A 15,976-nucleotide genomic window follows, 5' to 3' on the forward strand; every position below is an offset into this window, starting at 1 on the left:
ACCTCCTCTCAGTCTAGCGACAAAAGATAAGACGAGTCTGGATAATACAGTAAAGCAGTTTGCACGACTTGTTTTGTTTTCTCTTGATCGTTCAATTTTATACAGATACCAAGTTGCCGTTCATAGACGGCATATTCGTGCGGATTCATTTCTTGCGCTTGGCTCAACAATTCAAGAGCAGCTAGTAAGTCCCCTGTATTGTACAAACAATCGGCCATTTTAATCAAAATTATACATTCATTACTTGTAGGAACATCACTCACTTTTTCCAAGTAATACTTGTAAAATTCAAAGGCCAAACCATACTCCTCGTTTCGATAAAAACACTCTGCTGTCTCTATCAGGAGACCATAATGTTCAATTATATCCACGTATTTCATCATCACTTCCCAGCAACGCAATCGTATAAGTGTGCTAACAAGCAACAACAGTTCACTGGGATCAATATTATTTATATCCTTGTTCAACAAGGACTGTAACGAAGGAGGTAATATATCAACTAGATTTTTAAAGCACCTGCTGTCATTAGACAAAATGACTCCGGTAATCGCGCAAACTGCATCCTGTATATCCCCATGTTTACAGTATCTTTCTTGAAATATTGCTGCCGCTTCATCAAAACTTCCTTTTAGTAATTTCAACTGTCCACGATATGCGGAAAGTTCCTCCACTTGAAAAGGATCTAAAAAAGCTAAGTAGTGTTCAGCAAGGGACGTATTTTTTATTTCAATTGAAGCTGAAACAAGCAACAGGGTATCTTTAGCCACATCAGCATTGTAGATCTTCTCAAGAAACGAAATGATTTTTCCTGTTTCCTCAAAATGAGACAAAGTTTTCAATAGCTCAATTAAAACCTGATAATTGTATTTGTCGAGATGTAACGATTGCACATAATATTCTACACTTTTCGAAATATGTCCAAGGCTGTAATAAAGACTACCTACTATAGCCAATACATTCGGTGTATTAAACACGGTTCCCGATTGTGAAGATAATGCGTTGTTTAGTTTTGTTAAACCGATTTCAAATGCTTCAATTGCATCATGATATCGATTAGCCTTTCGATAAACATCTCCTAAATAAAAATAGAAATCTGGAAAATCGGGGTAAGCCTGTACAGCTTTCTTTATGGTTTCCAATATTTTTTGGGGCGGATAATTCAGTTCTGTCATACAGTGAATGATATTAATATAGTTTTTCTCATATAATCCATATAGTGTGGCATTTTGATACGTTAGCATCTTTGATGCATACTCCAATGCCTGCTTATAATCACGTCCTATCAAATAAGCTTCAGAAATATAAAAGGCTAAGTCACTGCTGCAAGGATTCTTTCCCCACTCTTTTAATAATATTGACAAGTTACGCTTGGATTTTTCCTTTTCTGTAATTGCCGAACGTGTATAGCCACTATGTAAAATAATAATCCGGTCTGTTGCATTATAGATGGTAGGAGTTCCGTTACTTTTTACAAGCCGTTCATGAATAGCCCCGGTGTAACGAATACAGGGATCGTTACGAAATATACGAATAGTAGGAAGTGTACTTAATGCTTTGTGAGTTGCTGGGTCGTAATCGGTTATGAGACCCGCGATTAAATCGTAATTACCATTCTGAGCATGGTTAATAACATCATATACGTTGGGAATCGTCTCTCTAGAAAGTTGTTCGTCAGCATCCAAAAAGACTATCCAATCCCCTGTAGCCTTGGACAAGGCGTAATTTTTTGCCGCAGCAAAATCGTCAATCCACTCAAAATGGAAAACAGCGGCTCCGTATTGTCGAGCTACCTCGATAGTCCTGTCGGTAGAACCGGTATCAACGACAATAATCTCGGATACGATCTTTCTTACACTTTCCAAACAGGAAGGAAGGTTCTTTTCTTCATTCTTGGTGATTACGCAAGCTGATATTCTCATTTACTATCCCTCGCATCATTTAGAAAAAAAGAGAGCAAGAAACGCTTGCTCTCTTTTTTGTTCGATTATCGCAGCAATTGCAGAACACCTTGCGGGAGTTGGTTTGCTTGTGCCAGCATAGCTTGAGCAGCCTGGGTCAGGATGCTGTTTTTCGTAAACGCCATTTGCTCTTTTGCCATATCCAGGTCGCGAATACGGGATTCTGCTGCTTGCAGGTTTTCGGCAGTGATGTTCAGATTGTTGATGGTGTTTTCAAGACGGTTCTGATTTGCACCCAAGTACGAGCGAGCTGCGCTGACAATGTTGATTTGATCTTCAATATCTTGCAAAACAGCATTTGCATCGTTTTGGCTAGTGAACTGATAGGATCCGCTGGAAATTTGAGCTGCAACAGCGTTAATTCCAAAGCTAGCAGCGGACAACGTGAGTGTTTGGGTCCCTTCGATACCGATTTGAAGTGTAATGTTGGAGGAACCATCCAACAGTTTAATACCGTTGAATTTGGTGTTATTGCTGATGTTGGTGATTTCTTTCGCCAATTCAGCAATTTCTTCGTTAATGCGAGTGCGGTCATTGGTCTGATCCAACGTGCCGTTAGCAGCTTGTGTGGTCAACTCTTTAATACGCACGAGCATATCGTTAACAGTTTGCAGAGCACCTTCTGCTGTCTGAATCAAAGAGATGCCGTCTTGCGCGTTGCGAGCCGCTTGCTCCATACCACGAATTTGGGAACGCATACGCTCAGAGATGGAGAGACCAGCAGCGTCGTCAGCTGCGCGGTTGATGCGGTAACCGGAAGACAGCTTTTCTACGTTTTTTGCGAGATTGCCAGAGTTGATGCTCAGTTGGCGATGGGTATTCATTGCAGACAGGTTGTGGTTGATAATCATCTGTGATTCCTCCTTGATTTTGACGGTCACGTCCTTGTGACCGTTTGGTTGAATCATTCAGGCTCCGACACAATCGCGCGCTTGCGCCGAAACCCTTACACTAGTAATATCGGTAGAGAATCTCATGTACTTTATACCTTTTTCGATCTTTTTTACGAAAAAAACGGACGATCAGACACCGTCCGTTTTATCCATATGAACTAAGCGTTTCAGCACATCCCAATCAACTTTATGTTGAGAGGCCTGTTCGTTTTCCTCTTTAATCGTGATGTAAATCTCCTTGCGGTATACTCCCACTTCACGAGGGGCTTCAATCCCAATCCGTACGATATCGCCTTCAATACTGACTACCTTGACTTCTATTTCCTCACCAATCATGATCGATTCGTTTTTTTTCCGGGAGAGCACCAGCATGCTTTTCACACACCTCCCGGCGCTGTATGTTTGAGTACCAGCGGATGGCGTATATCGTAATCTTCTTCCAAAATCACCTGTTTTGCCATTCGATTTTCTTTGTTAATGACGATGGGAGCCTTGAGGTTTACGGTAATGCCTTTTTCACTAGGGGTTATAATATTGAAAACCATGACCTGACCCTCATCCGAAAGGCGGAGAAGTTCCCTGCTCTGCTCAGGAAGTCTGAACTGATAATCGGCAAAGAATACAAACGGATTGATAAGCCAAAACCCAACCTTTTCATCCTCTGTTGACTGAAGTAAATAAAAGGGCGTCCCCTCTTCTTCCTGAACCAGTTTAAAAAACTGCAGTTGCAAAAAACCAGGGAGTCCTTCTTCAAAAAATACCTTTCCAATCTCAAACTTACCGCCAGTCATCATGGAACCTTCTCCTTTTCACATCAACCGATCAACCTGCAGACCGACGACTTCTATCTTCAGCCGATTGTACTGCTGCATGTATATCTGCGCTTTTCCCGGCGTGTATTTTAACACGGGTGGTCGGATTTGGGTATGGTTCTCAAATCCTTGTTTTTGGATATTGATCAACGTAATGCCATGACGAAACCCAATGTCCACCCCTTCGTCGGGATAGAGCGGGGTCGGCAAGGGTGTGGGGGTAATGCCGAACCTGTCAGCCGCCTGTTCAGGGATGGGGTCCTGCGGGTTTTCGATCGCCCGCAGTTGGTCCCCCTCCTGACTGATGCGGGCGATCGCCTCCAGCCACTGCTGTTTGCCGAAAGCGGCGTTGTCGTCGCTGAACTGCAGCGGTGTTCGCAGCCCGAGACTGTATCGGGCGCGGCTGGAGTCGATCGTGATCTCGCCGGGGTCCTGTCTGATCTGCAGGATGGCCGGCCTTTGTCGAAGCTGGAGGTCAGCATGCGGCTGCTGAATTTCCTGCACGGGTTTTTGAACGGAGATTCCGATCCGCGCCATCGTGCTCTCCATTCGCAAGGAAGCAATGGGCATGTGCGTCTACCCCTTGGTATTATCGCAGAAAATCAACCAAAGACGGCTGGATGATCCTCGCCCCGGCAGACAGCGCGGCCCGGTGAACATTCTCCTGTGCCTTCAGTTGGGTGATTACTTCGGCGATGTCCGCATCCTCGTTTTTGGACATCAACCCGGTAATGGAGACCTCGCTTTTGGACAGCCTGTCTTCCACCAGTTCCAGCCGGTTGACTCGTGCCCCCAGCGCAGCCCGCTCGGTCAAGACAAAATCGGCCTGCTGTTTCAATTGGTCACTGTATGCCGTCGCAGCGTTGCCATTGTTCAACTCCGTGACAATGTTGTCCAGCAGGGTAAAAATGTTGTTCCCGGTCGGATTGTTAAACACATTCTGCGCGTTGATGTTGATCGGCACATACGTATTCTCGCTGATTTCCAGTCTAATCAGCGAGCTGTTCGTGTTGGTAAACTGGCCTGACGCAGTATCGTAAGGCGGTCTGGTGGAATCGGTCCCGGCAAAAATATACCGCCCGTTCACCGTCTGGTTGGCTATATTGCCCAGGTGGTTTTTCAGTTCAGCGATTTCCATGGCCATCATTTTCAAGTCGTCCTTGGACAAGGTGCCGTTGCCGGAGGCTACCACCAATTCCTGAACGCGCTTGTACACGTTCCCCACCTCATCCAGTGCCTGGTCTGTGGCGTCCAGCCAGTTGAGCGCTTCCGTCGTATTTTTGGCGAACTGGTCGTTTTCAATCAGCGAGGAGCGGTAAAACATTCCCCTCGTCACAATCACCGGGTCATCAGAAGGTTTGGAGACCTTTTTCCCCGACGACAACTGTTCCTGCAGTTTATCCATGTTGCCCATCGAATTGTACAGATTTCGCAGCATGTTGCGGTTAAGCATGTTTTGCGTTACGCGAACAGCCATGTGTTACCCTCCCTAACGACGTTACAGACCGACTCGGCCCATGCCGTTAATGATCCTGTCCAAGATTTCGTCAACAGCTGTGATGGAACGCGCTGCGGCGTTGTAGGCGTGTTGGTACTTGACCAGATTGGACATCTCTTCGTCGATGGAGACGCCTGACACCGATTCGCGTTGTGCCGCCACCATGTTGACAATGGTTTCCGAGTTTTTCTGATTGCGGATGGCTTCCTGTCCTTTTACGCCCAGTTCGCCAATGGTGTACCGGTAATAATCGTCCAGTGTTGTCGCTTCTTTGAAGTCAGTGGGACCTGCTCCTGCAGGGATGATCTTGAATTTGATCTGAGCGATGGCCAAGGCGTTTTCGTTATTGCCTGCCACTACGCTGCCGTCCGGCTCCGGTCTGGCTGCGGCGATGGCATCCAGACTGGCCAAAATGGCAGGGTTGATCGCGATGTTGGCAGCTCCGGTCGGATCCGCAGTGCCGCCACTTATCCTGTCAACAAAGAACGGGATTTGGGACGAACCGCCACCGGCGTTAATGTCGTTGATGCTGTATCCCAACTTGTGCACATTGTTGATTTCCCTGGTCAAATTGATGGCGAGGAGATCGAGACGCTCCATCGTGCCGGGAATCAGCACGTCCCGCGATTCCAATATGGCAGTGATTGCGCCAGATGTCGGTTTGAAGCTGACCCCGCCAATGGTAAATTCATTGAGACCGGTCTGCGGATTTCTCACCGCTGCCACCGGAACCGAGGTATACCCGTTTACCAAGTCCCGGCCGTCTACCTGAATGTCCACCATGCCGTTTTCCACATAGCTAACTTTTACCGGCACCAGCTTGGACAGCTTGTCGATCAACACGTCCCGTTGGTCATACAGGTCGTTTGGCACATACCCGTGCGGCACGACGTCGTTGATCATCTTGTTAACAGCGGCGATTTGCTGGGCCAGCGAATTGACCTCAAGCGCTTTGACACCGACGACGTGATCCATGTCCTGCTGTACTTGCTGAAGCTGCCTGTACAGATTGGCAAATGTTTCGGCTACCGCAATGGAACGCTCCCGCACGACAGCACGGGTAGACGGGTTGATCGGGTCTTTGGACAGATCTTGCCACGCCTGCCACATCTGGTCCATGACCTTTTGCAACCCTGTCTCGGAAGGCTCCTGCAAAATCGCCTCTATTTTGGCCAGGGCATCAACCCTTTCGTCCCAATAGCCAAGGATTTTGTTTTCGTTTCGATACTGGAGATCGAGAAAATCCTCACGCAGACGCTGGATATCTGACACCATCACACCAGTACCCAACAAGCCGGCCTCTCTGCTCATGTTCAGGCCGACATACGGAATGCCAGTAGTCGCAACCATATTGACGCGCTGCCGGGTGTAGCCTTCCGTATTGGCGTTGGCGATGTTGTGGCCGGTGGTATTCAATGCCGCTTGCTGGGCAATAAGCCCGCGCTTGCTCACTTCCAACCCATGAAATGTTGAACGCATGATTGCACCTCTTTTACGCTTTGGTATTGAAAAAACTGCGATGGCTTCCGCGGAACGCCTCCGCCGTCGGATTTCCGTAGATAAAGTCATCCTCCGGCGCATCTGTGATCAGGTTGAGCGTCATGTTGACAAAAGAAAGGGACTGTTCCAACAACTGCTGATTGAGCTCGTTGGCATCCCGCAGTTCAGAGACAATCCGCATCAGTTCGTCGCGGTACGTGGTCAGACGCATCTTCTCTTCCGCGCTGGTCGTCAGCTTGATCAGGTCAGAAAGCGTGCCGTTGTCCCGGGTGAAACCCAGAGAAGCGAACAAGTGAGCCGCCACAGCCTGGCGGGCTTCCTCGGCGCTGCCGACAGCCTGGATCAGTTTCTGTTCCTGCTTGGTGATGGCCACCAGTTCGTCGACGTCACCCTTGATCAGCACGTCCTTTTTTTGTACGGCAAGCGTATACAGCGCCTTGTGCAGTTGAATCAAGTTGTCGAGCAGTTCGTAGAGTTCATGCCACTTCGTCATGAGGACACCTCAGCTTTCCCCTCGAGGTCGTCATACGCGTCCCTTACAGCTTGCGCCAGAAGGACAGGATTTTGTCGGCGAGCTTGTCGCTGGGAACGCGATACGTCCCTTCCTCCACCTGTTTTTTCAAGCGCTGTATCTTTTCCCGTCGCGCGGGAGAGTCGGGGTCCTCCACCTGCTTCAGCATCTCCAGGGCTTCCGCTGAAATGTTCACTTCATCCTTGCCCATAGACAGCTTGCGCCCTTTGCCAACCGGTGTCTGCCCCGTTTTATTGTAGGCGTTTATCATTCCCGTGCGGTTCGGTTCCTGAATACGCATCTGAAAAACCATCCTCTCAATCCAAACAGACATAAAAGACTGGGAGCAGGATCGCTCCACATCCTCATCATAACAAGAAAACCGATGATACTTCTTTAGTAGTATCATCGGCAAAATACCGGCAAACGATTAGTTTTTTCCGCGAAAACTATTCGTCACGATTCTGCTTCCTTCGATATGTAGCTTCTATCAAGCGAGCCCGCTTTTCTTCTTCCAGACGCCGCTCGACGTCGAGATCCAGCACGATGTCCCGCTGCAGATGCTTGGTGCAGTCGGCACAATACTGTCCGCTGCGAATCAAAAACCCGCATCGATCGCAGGGATAGCCCATGTTGGGGTTGTTGGCAATCGAAATTCGTCTCTCTTTGATGAATCGGGTAATCTGTTTAATGGAAACTCCGGTTGCTTCACTGAGCTGATAGATCGTCGCCCCCCGGTTCTCCCGCTTGCGCAGAAAAGAGGCGCACCGTTCATATTCTTTTTCTATCACCTGATGACATGAAGGGCAAATATCGCGAACGACCTGCACAAACAGGGTACCGCAGCGTGAGCAGTTAGACAGTTTGCCCAGTGACATAAGCACAACTCCTTTGATCTCCCCGTACTTGCTCTTGATGTTCAACCCGTTGTACTTCCATCATAGCGCATTTTTTCCAAGATGGCTATGAAGAGAATAAAAACATGGAGAGGGTTGGCCGTCTCTTAATTAATAAAACGGAGCTGCCGGCTGCGCGGTGCATGGAAAAACCATATGAAAAACCGTAACGAAAATCTTCTCCTTTAAAGTCGATGCCCTTGATGGCAGTCGCAAACAGGCAGGCTCGATGCTACCGAAAGACCGTCAGTGAATAGACGCGGCAGCCATGCCCCACCTGATCCCTGATTGTCTTTGCGCAGGCACGCAGCGTAGTGCCGGTGGTGTAAATATCGTCCACGAGCAGAATGGCGTCGGAAGCCTTGAACAGACGCCCAAGCAATGCCGGGCCAACTCTTTGCCGCCAGTACGACACATCCCCGCGTACACGGACACCTGATCCGCCGCCATCCGCAGTGATCTCCATCTCGCGGCTGCGACAGGACACAGGACCCACCCACTCAAACGCTCCCCGCATGCTCTCCTGCCGCGCGGTACGCCCGCCCTGCCTGCTCAGTTTCGGGGTATGCCTCGTCCGCGCCAGCAGGGGGACAGCATCTACGCCAATGTGGTTGCTCAGCCCCCGCACCATCAGCTCCACCTGGTTGAAGCCGCGCTCCTGCAAACGGTTGTCATGGAGGGGAACAGCGGCTGCACACCGGAATCGAATTGATCCGTAGTAGCGGTAAAAGGCCAGCGCCAGCAAAGCGGCAAACAAGCCGGCCATGCGTTCGTCTCCTCTGTATTTGAACCTGCTGAGCATCTCTTTTCCCCACTCGTTGTAGACCAGCAGCCCACGGTTGCCGGACAACGGTTCTTCCTCGACAGATGCGCAGTCCCCGCACTTCTGCTGATTTGACAGCAGGGGAAGCGTTGGGCCGCCCATTTCCCTTCCGCACTGGACGCAAATCTGCTCGCCCACGATCGGCAGGAGCCGAAGACAATCGGCACACAGACCCAGTCCGTCCAGCAGCCGGTAGACCGCCGGGTAGCGGCCGCTGCGCGCTATGGCCAGAGACAAGCGCCGGACTGTCTCCTCCCGCTCCCGCGAGGTCACCCGGCCGCCGCAGCTTACACACGGCTCTCGCAGCATGAACGCGCCTCCTTTTCCCGCAGCCGCTCCGCCAAACGGTTCATCCTGCAAATCTGCCTGATGGCAGCATAGGGGGCGGTGGAACGATGAGACTGGATAAACAGTATGGTTCCCTCCGGCGCGTCAGCGGAACGGCCCACGCGTCCGGCAATCTGGACGAGGGAAGCCTCGTCAAAAACGGGGGCATCCGCCCCGACGACAATCACGTCACTGCGCGGAATGGTGACTCCCCGTTCCAGAATGGTAGTGGTCACCATCACCGCAAAACGCCTGTCCCGAAAGAGGCGTACCTTCTGCTCCCGCTCCGGATCGGCGGCATGGACGCCCGCCAGCGCGTTTGCGTGATCCGGCAGCCGGGCCTGCAAATACTGCAGGACCCGGGGAACGTCCTCCACCCGCGGGACAAAGACGAACACCTGACGGCCGGCCGCGAGGGAAGCCTTGACGCCATCGAGCAGCGGCGGTACAGCACGCCCCAGACGCATCCGCTTGTCCAGGGCAGCTACCGTGCACACCCTGGGCACCGGCAGGGGATATCCGTGATACCGCCCCGGCAGCAGCACGTGAGTAGCGGAGTGGGTCGGGAACCGAAAGGCGGATGGGACCAGCCGCTTCCGCAGATAGCGGGGCGGCGTGGCGCTCAAATACAGGGTTTTCCCGCCGGGCTGAACGGCGCGGGAAACTGCCCGGTACAAGACAGGGTTGTTGTGGTACGGAAACGCGTCTGCCTCATCCAAAACGACCAGGGGAAAGCGCTGATAGTAGCGCATCACCTGGTGGGTGGTGGCAACAGTAATGTCAGCGTCCTCCCATTTTTCCCGGCTGGACCCGTGAACGGCGATCACGCGCGCTGCCGGGAAAACGCGCTGCAGGCGGGGGGCCAACTCCAGCACCACATCCTTGCGCGGCGTGGCGATCAATACCTGTCCGCCATCCGCCAGCGTCTCCCGGATGGCAGGAAACAACAGCTCGGTTTTCCCCGCTCCGCAGACCGCCCACATCAAAAACGCCGCGGGCCCCGGTCTGCTGGCCGCTACGAAGCGTCTGGCCCGTTCCGCCGCAGCCGCCTGCATCTGCGAATACCGCCCCTCCCACTGGAGAGCAGCCGCCGCGCCGTCCTGGCGAAAGCGGGTGCGTCTGCCGGGAACGCAGAGATACGGCGTGCAGCATTTGCTTTTGCCCATGTCCAAACATGTCGTGCAGTATGCGCAGCCCTGCCCGCAGGAGTGGCAGAGCGTGAGCGCGATCCCCCGCTCGCTGCCGCAGCGTCCGCACCGCATCGCCAAACGCCGGCGCCATATGTCGCGTCTCACGAACAGCTCAATGCCCGGCCGCCACTCCGCTTTCCCGTCGAGTACCAGCCACTGCAAGCATTCCGTGCGCAGACTTCCCGTCCAGCCGCGCCGATGCAGAAAGCCGTCCAGCTCTTCCAACAGCAAAGCGCGCCCCTGCAAGAGCAGATGCAGCCGCTCACTGTCTGCGCGCAGATCGGGAAGGGCACCGGCGGACAGAGATGCTCCAGGACTTGGCGGAGCCTTTCCTTCGGCATCTGCTCGCTCATCAGTTTGCCGGCCATCGGAATCCTCCGTGTCTTCCCCGGTCACCTCAATCGAAAACCACTCTCCCCTGAGCGGCTGCATGTCCCCGGCTTCCCGGCCGTACAAGGCGTTGGTTTCCCTGACGTGTGCCAGCGCCCATTCCCGCATGGCGGCAATCTCCTCTTCCCCGACATCCCGACCCTGCAGTCGCGCGTTCAGCATCCCTCTCAGGTAAAAGGCCAGCGCCAGCGATGGGCTTTTGCCAATGACGTGGAGCCTGCAGCCGTCCCGCTCCCGCCAATACATCTGATCCACCGTAAAACACGGCGTCACATACACGTGCGCCGCCTCGTCCCCCACTTTTACATAGAGCAGGTACTCTCGCACACTACCGCCTCCGTCCTCCTTGTCTCCACAAGACCAGTGTGCAAAAAGACAGCAGCTGTCTGCAAATATTTCGGGACCGTGAAGCAGCACGACAAAAGAAAAAAGCGCGTTATATCACGCGCTCCCACTCGTCTGTATGGCGAAGGTCTACGATCACGGCCGGGGCGTCGGCCACCTCTTCCTCCTCGTCGGCGCAGAGGCAGCCGGCCCGTTTCAACACAGCCGTGATCCCACATGTATCATCAGTCGATCCGTAATCGACATACGAGATGCGAATCGGTGTACCGCTCCAATACGAACGGGCATGCAGCCGCCGGACTGCGTATTCCAGCACCTGCTCAGAGTTGCCGAGCAGCAGCCGGTAATGCACGCATGATTGGTCCGCTCGCACTGCCATGCGGCTGATCCAGCGGTTTGCAAGTGTCACCAGCAGAGAGGAGCAGCCATATGCCGCCAACAGCCACACCACCAACTCTTCCATCACGGTCATACCTCCTCTTGCAATCAAGGTATGCCAGATGGCTTGTATATGGTGCAGCCGCCTTCCCTCTTTACAGTTTCACCCAGCCGTTTTTAATGGAAATGACTACAGCCTGTGTCCTGTCTTGCACGCTCAGCTTTTGCAAAATGCTGCTGACGTGGTTTTTCACCGTCTTCTCACTGATAAACAAAAACTCCCCGATGGCCCGGTTGCTTTTCCCTTCTGCCATCAGCTGCAGCACCTCGCGCTCGCGGCGGGTCAGCGACTCGATCACCTTCGGATCGACCGGCTCCGAATCCTCTGCCGCAAACGTCCGTTCCGCCACTCCTTCCTGTTCGCTTAAGCGGCGAAATTCTTCAATCAGCTTGCCTGTTACTTTCGGATGGATATATGCGCCGCCTCCGGCCACCACGCGAACGGCTTCCACCAGATCGTTCGTCCCCATCTCTTTCAACAGATAGCCGGACGCGCCGGAACGCAGCGTACGGTACACGTAACCTTCGTCGTCATGAATGGACAGGATGATCACACGGGTATCCGGGCTTACGGAAATGACGTGTTCCGCGGCGGAGACACCGTTGACATTGGGCATGTTGATGTCCATCAGGATCACATCCGGCTTGTGCTCCTCAGCGAGGCGATACGCCTCTTCCCCGTCGGAGCCTTCGCCGATTACCCGAAAGTCGCTCTCCATTTCCAAAATTCGTTTGACGCCTTCACGGAACAATTGGTGATCGTCCACAATTACAATCCGGATTTCTTGCTGCCTTTTCTCCATGTTCATCCTCCCTATGTACGATTTCGCACTCAATATTTAACCGGTATTTGAAACATCACTTTCGTTCCTTCTCCAGGCGACGACTGCAGCTCCATCGTACCTTCGAGCAGTTGCGCCCGCTCCTTCATGCCCAACAGCCCAAAAGACCCTCCTTTGGCTGTGAGCTGGTCTACATCAAAGCCGATCCCGTCATCTTTGACAACGAGAACCAGTGCATCCTCCAAAAACTCCAGTTTCACCTGGACCTTGTTGGCCCCCGCATGCTTTTCCACGTTGTTCAGGCATTCCTGTACCAGACGGAAGATGGCGGCTTTGACGGAGCTTTTGAGCGGCTGCTCTACTCCAAACACAACCAAGTCGACGGTAACCTGCGTTCGCTCCTCGTAAGTTTGAATGTATTTCTGCAGCGTGGGCACCAGCCCCAAATCGTCCAGCGCCATTGGCCGCAAGTCAAAAATGATCCGCCTCACATCGGCCAAACTCATGCGGACCATTTCTTTCAGTTCGTGCAGTTCCATCTGCGCTTCCAGAATGCGGTCATTTTTCAGCATCTTCTCTACAATTTCCGAGCGCAGCACCACGTTTGCCATCGATTGGGCTGGACCGTCGTGAATTTCACGCGCGACGCGCTTCCGTTCTTCCTCTTGGGCCTGAATAATTTTCAATCCCATCATCTGATGCTGTTTGGCCGTCTCCAGTGCTTCGTCGACCTTGCTCAAGTCGCCAGTCAGATATCCAAGCACAACGCCCATCTGCGTGACAAGCTTTTCTGCCCGCTCGATCGTCTCCTCCAGGTTGCGAAGCTGCCGCTCCAGATCATTGCGCCTGCGCTTCAGGTTGTTTTCCCGTTCCCGAAATATGGACAACTCTACCTGGATCCGGCTCGCTTCCTCGTACGCGATGCGGATGTCTTCTTCCGTATAGGTGTGGAAGTTGCGGCTCACCAGCACCAGCCGGTTGCGCGACTTGCGGTAGGCGAGCTCCAGCGCATCCACCTTCTGAATCACTTTGGAAATTTCTTGTCGCAATTCATGCAATTCCAGCTTTAACGTGTTACCCTGCTGGCGTGCATGTTCGGAAATCTCAAAGATTTGCGCCTTGCTTGCCTCCACCGTCTCAATCGTTCGTTTAATTACTCCATCCAACATGCTGATGCTGATTGCCTGGTTCATTCCTGCTCTCCTTCAAATCCGTTTTTCGCTTTCGTAAACAGCTGGTGGAGTTGGGCAGTATCCATCTCGCGCGAGCCGACGTCAAAACGCGGGATCTTAAGCGGATTGACGCCGGGTGTCACCACTCCCGGATTGGAGTTGAACACGTAACGGTAGCCTGCTTGTTGGGCGGTCTGCAGAACGATGTCATTAAAAAAGCCGAACGGCAAGGATATGGTTTCCACCGGTCGGCCCACCAGATCGCTCAGGCCGACACGGGACATGGTAAAGTCAACGTACAATCGGTTCCGGTATTCCTGCTCGTTTTCCAAGCGCTGCAGATCCTCCATGTAAACGGGAGCAGTCTCGGGCCCCCATTCTCCCCATTCGTTGCTGGCGGCTTGTTCATGCAGACTGTATGTGTGTGAGCCGATATCCACCAGCCCGGAAACGAGCATTTCGTTTATCTGTTGGCGAGTCAACGGTGTCGTCATATTTTCTCGCTTGCGCTCCGCGGTGTCCCGCAGCCGACCTGCAATAGCAAAATTGACGGATGGAAACTGGTACTGCCGCAGCACGGGAAACGCATGCGTGTAGTAACTCTCGTATCCATCGTCAAACGTAATCAGCACGGCGTTGTCGGTAGACAGCACACCAGTGTCGACAAAACGCAAAAACTCCGACAACGAAATCGGATGCAGGTCATTCTCGCGCAAAAACGCCATATGCCGGGCAAATTGGTCCGGGTCAATCACATAGCGTTGGTTCGATTGATTCGACACATGGTGGTAAGTCAGCACCACCACCCGATTTCGATACCACTGCCTGGGTACGACGGCATCCTCTTTTTCTACCGTTCGTTCCCGCGCTGCAGCAGTATCATCCCCGCTTGTGCTTATAGACGTAGGAACCGGGGGAAAATGTTGCACTTTCGGCATGTAGGTATTTGGAAGATGCACACCCCCGAGCAGTCCGGCAGTCACGACCAGACCGAACGACACCAGAATGACAAGGAAGAAGGGCCACCTTTTCGGCAACAAAATCCCTCCTTAAGCCTACATAGTGATTCGACACCAGAGAACGGATTCCTTTATGACCAGATTACCATTCCTATCCAAGAAAAAAAGCCTAGTGCGTGCACTAGGCTCTCCCTACTCGGTTGTTATTTCAACAGACCGGCAGCGTCCTGTTTCAGCGCTTCTGCCTTGTCTGTCTTCTCCCACGGCACATTCAGGTCATTACGCCCAAAGTGACCGTATGCCGCAGTCTGTTTGTAGATCGGACGACGCAGGTCAAGCTGTTTGATGATACCTGCCGGGCGCAGGTCAAAGTGCTTGCGGATGAGCTTCACCAGCTCCTCCTCGGCGATCTTGCCGGTGCCAAACGTATCCACGCTGATGGACACAGGCTGTGCCACACCAATGGCGTACGCTACCTGCACTTCGCACTTGTCCGCCAGGCCTGCTGCGACGATGTTCTTCGCTACGTAACGAGCAGCGTATGCACCGGAACGGTCCACCTTGGTCGGGTCTTTGCCGGAAAACGCGCCGCCGCCGTGACGAGCGTAGCCGCCGTAAGTATCCACGATGATTTTGCGTCCGGTCAAGCCGGCGTCGCCCTGCGGACCGCCGATCACGAAACGGCCGGTCGGGTTGATGAAATACTTGGTCTCGTCATCCAGCAGTTCTGCAGGAACGATTGGCTTAATGACGTGTTCCATCAGGTCTTTTTTGATTTGTTCCAACGTCACTTCCGGAGCGTGTTGGGTGGAAATGACAATGGTGTCGATGCGAACCGGCTTGTCGCCGTCGTATTCCACAGTCACCTGGGTTTTGCCGTCCGGACGCAGATAGCTGAGCGTGCCGTTTTTGCGCACCTCGGTCAGACGACGGGCCAGCTTGTGCGCCATGCTGATCGGCAGCGGCATCAGTTCAGGCGTTTCGTTGCAGGCAAACCCAAACATCAACCCTTGGTCGCCAGCGCCAATCGCTTCGATTTCCTCGTCGGTCATTTTGCCTTCGCGCGCTTCCAGGGCCTGGTCAACCCCCAGGGCGATGTCGGCAGACTGCTCGCCGATTGCAGTGATGACGCCGCAGGTGTCCGCGTCGAAGCCAAATTTGGCGCGATCATAACCGATTTCGCGGATCGTGTCGCGCACCAGCTTTTGAATGTCCACATAGGTGTTGGTGGTAATTTCACCCGCCACGAGCACGAGACCGGTGGTTACGGACGTTTCGCAAGCAACGCGAGCGTTCGGATCCTTTGCCAGGATCGCATCCAGAATGGCGTCGGAAATTTGGTCACAAATCTTATCCGGATGACCTTCGGTGACAGATTCAGAAGTGAACAGGCGACGACCTTTTTGCAATGCCATGTGTACGACCTCCTTTAGACTCATACAAATAGTGTGGTGGCCGAAACAGGTTCTTATCAGTCGAAGG

At 52.7% G+C, this 15,976-nt stretch carries 17 protein-coding genes; all 17 read right to left on the reverse strand.

Features of this window, described 5'->3' with window-relative positions; translation table 11 throughout:
• Positions 1–8: 8 nt before the first annotated feature.
• The 17 genes from IRT44_RS03720 to metK all read right to left on the reverse strand — a co-directional run bounded on the left by IRT44_RS03720 (position 9) and on the right by metK (position 15,903).
• Entirely contained in the window at positions 9–1,919 is a 1,911-nt protein-coding gene (locus tag IRT44_RS03720) for a tetratricopeptide repeat-containing glycosyltransferase family 2 protein (protein ID WP_230077471.1), read from the reverse strand.
• A gap of 65 nt (positions 1,920–1,984) precedes the next feature.
• On the reverse strand, positions 1,985–2,809 hold the full coding sequence (locus IRT44_RS03725) for a flagellin N-terminal helical domain-containing protein (protein ID WP_230077472.1): 825 nt from the start codon (positions 2,807–2,809) through the stop codon (positions 1,985–1,987).
• Between the two features lie 171 nt (positions 2,810–2,980).
• Complete coding sequence (csrA, locus tag IRT44_RS03730; protein ID WP_171564180.1) at positions 2,981–3,223, reverse strand: carbon storage regulator CsrA; 243 nt, start codon at positions 3,221–3,223, stop codon at positions 2,981–2,983.
• A gap of 5 nt (positions 3,224–3,228) precedes the next feature.
• On the reverse strand, positions 3,229–3,645 hold the full coding sequence (locus tag IRT44_RS03735; protein ID WP_171564179.1) for a flagellar assembly protein FliW: 417 nt from the start codon (positions 3,643–3,645) through the stop codon (positions 3,229–3,231).
• A gap of 15 nt (positions 3,646–3,660) precedes the next feature.
• Positions 3,661–4,233, reverse strand: coding sequence for a DUF6470 family protein (locus tag IRT44_RS03740; protein ID WP_230077473.1), 573 nt, complete (start codon positions 4,231–4,233; stop codon positions 3,661–3,663).
• A gap of 19 nt (positions 4,234–4,252) precedes the next feature.
• Positions 4,253–5,140 carry a flagellar hook-associated protein FlgL gene (gene flgL, locus IRT44_RS03745; RefSeq protein ID WP_230077474.1) on the reverse strand — a complete coding sequence of 296 codons (888 nt, stop codon included), beginning with the start codon at positions 5,138–5,140 and terminating at the stop codon, positions 4,253–4,255.
• A 21-nt stretch (positions 5,141–5,161) separates the two neighbouring features.
• Entirely contained in the window at positions 5,162–6,640 is a 1,479-nt protein-coding gene (flgK, locus tag IRT44_RS03750; RefSeq protein WP_230077475.1) for a flagellar hook-associated protein FlgK, read from the reverse strand.
• Positions 6,641–6,653: 13 nt separating this feature from the next.
• The gene (locus tag IRT44_RS03755) at positions 6,654–7,154 is read right to left on the reverse strand and encodes a flagellar protein FlgN (RefSeq protein WP_171564175.1); all 501 of its coding nucleotides are present in this window, start codon (positions 7,152–7,154) and stop codon (positions 6,654–6,656) included.
• 43 nt (positions 7,155–7,197) lie between these two features.
• Complete coding sequence (flgM, locus tag IRT44_RS03760) at positions 7,198–7,473, reverse strand: flagellar biosynthesis anti-sigma factor FlgM (RefSeq protein ID WP_171564174.1); 276 nt, start codon at positions 7,471–7,473, stop codon at positions 7,198–7,200.
• A 148-nt stretch (positions 7,474–7,621) separates the two neighbouring features.
• A complete protein-coding gene (locus IRT44_RS03765; RefSeq protein WP_171564173.1) occupies positions 7,622–8,050 on the reverse strand; it encodes a TIGR03826 family flagellar region protein in 429 nt (142 codons plus the stop codon).
• Positions 8,051–8,300: 250 nt separating this feature from the next.
• Positions 8,301–9,200: a ComF family protein gene (locus tag IRT44_RS03770; RefSeq protein ID WP_230077476.1), complete on the reverse strand. Its 900-nt coding sequence runs from the start codon at positions 9,198–9,200 to the stop codon at positions 8,301–8,303.
• Entirely contained in the window at positions 9,179–11,125 is a 1,947-nt protein-coding gene (locus IRT44_RS03775) for a DEAD/DEAH box helicase (protein WP_230077477.1), read from the reverse strand. Before IRT44_RS03775 ends, IRT44_RS03770 begins: the two co-directional genes overlap by 22 nt.
• Positions 11,126–11,234: 109 nt before the next feature.
• The gene (locus IRT44_RS03780) at positions 11,235–11,606 is read right to left on the reverse strand and encodes a glycosyltransferase family 2 protein (protein ID WP_171564206.1); all 372 of its coding nucleotides are present in this window, start codon (positions 11,604–11,606) and stop codon (positions 11,235–11,237) included.
• Positions 11,607–11,676: 70 nt separating this feature from the next.
• Complete coding sequence (locus IRT44_RS03785; protein ID WP_171564171.1) at positions 11,677–12,384, reverse strand: response regulator; 708 nt, start codon at positions 12,382–12,384, stop codon at positions 11,677–11,679.
• Positions 12,385–12,413: 29 nt separating this feature from the next.
• Positions 12,414–13,556, reverse strand: a complete 1,143-nt coding sequence (locus IRT44_RS03790) for a sensor histidine kinase (RefSeq protein WP_171564170.1) — start codon at positions 13,554–13,556, stop codon at positions 12,414–12,416.
• On the reverse strand, positions 13,553–14,572 hold the full coding sequence (locus tag IRT44_RS03795) for a polysaccharide deacetylase family protein (RefSeq protein ID WP_230077478.1): 1,020 nt from the start codon (positions 14,570–14,572) through the stop codon (positions 13,553–13,555). The genes IRT44_RS03790 and IRT44_RS03795 overlap by 4 nt, the downstream gene beginning before the upstream one ends.
• A gap of 125 nt (positions 14,573–14,697) precedes the next feature.
• Complete coding sequence (gene metK / locus IRT44_RS03800) at positions 14,698–15,903, reverse strand: methionine adenosyltransferase (RefSeq protein ID WP_171564204.1); 1,206 nt, start codon at positions 15,901–15,903, stop codon at positions 14,698–14,700.
• Between the last annotated feature and the right edge of the window lie 73 nt (positions 15,904–15,976).

Source organism: Brevibacillus sedimenti, assembly GCF_020923495.1.
In the GTDB taxonomy this organism is placed as follows: Bacteria; Bacillota; Bacilli; order Brevibacillales; family Brevibacillaceae; genus Brevibacillus; species Brevibacillus aydinogluensis.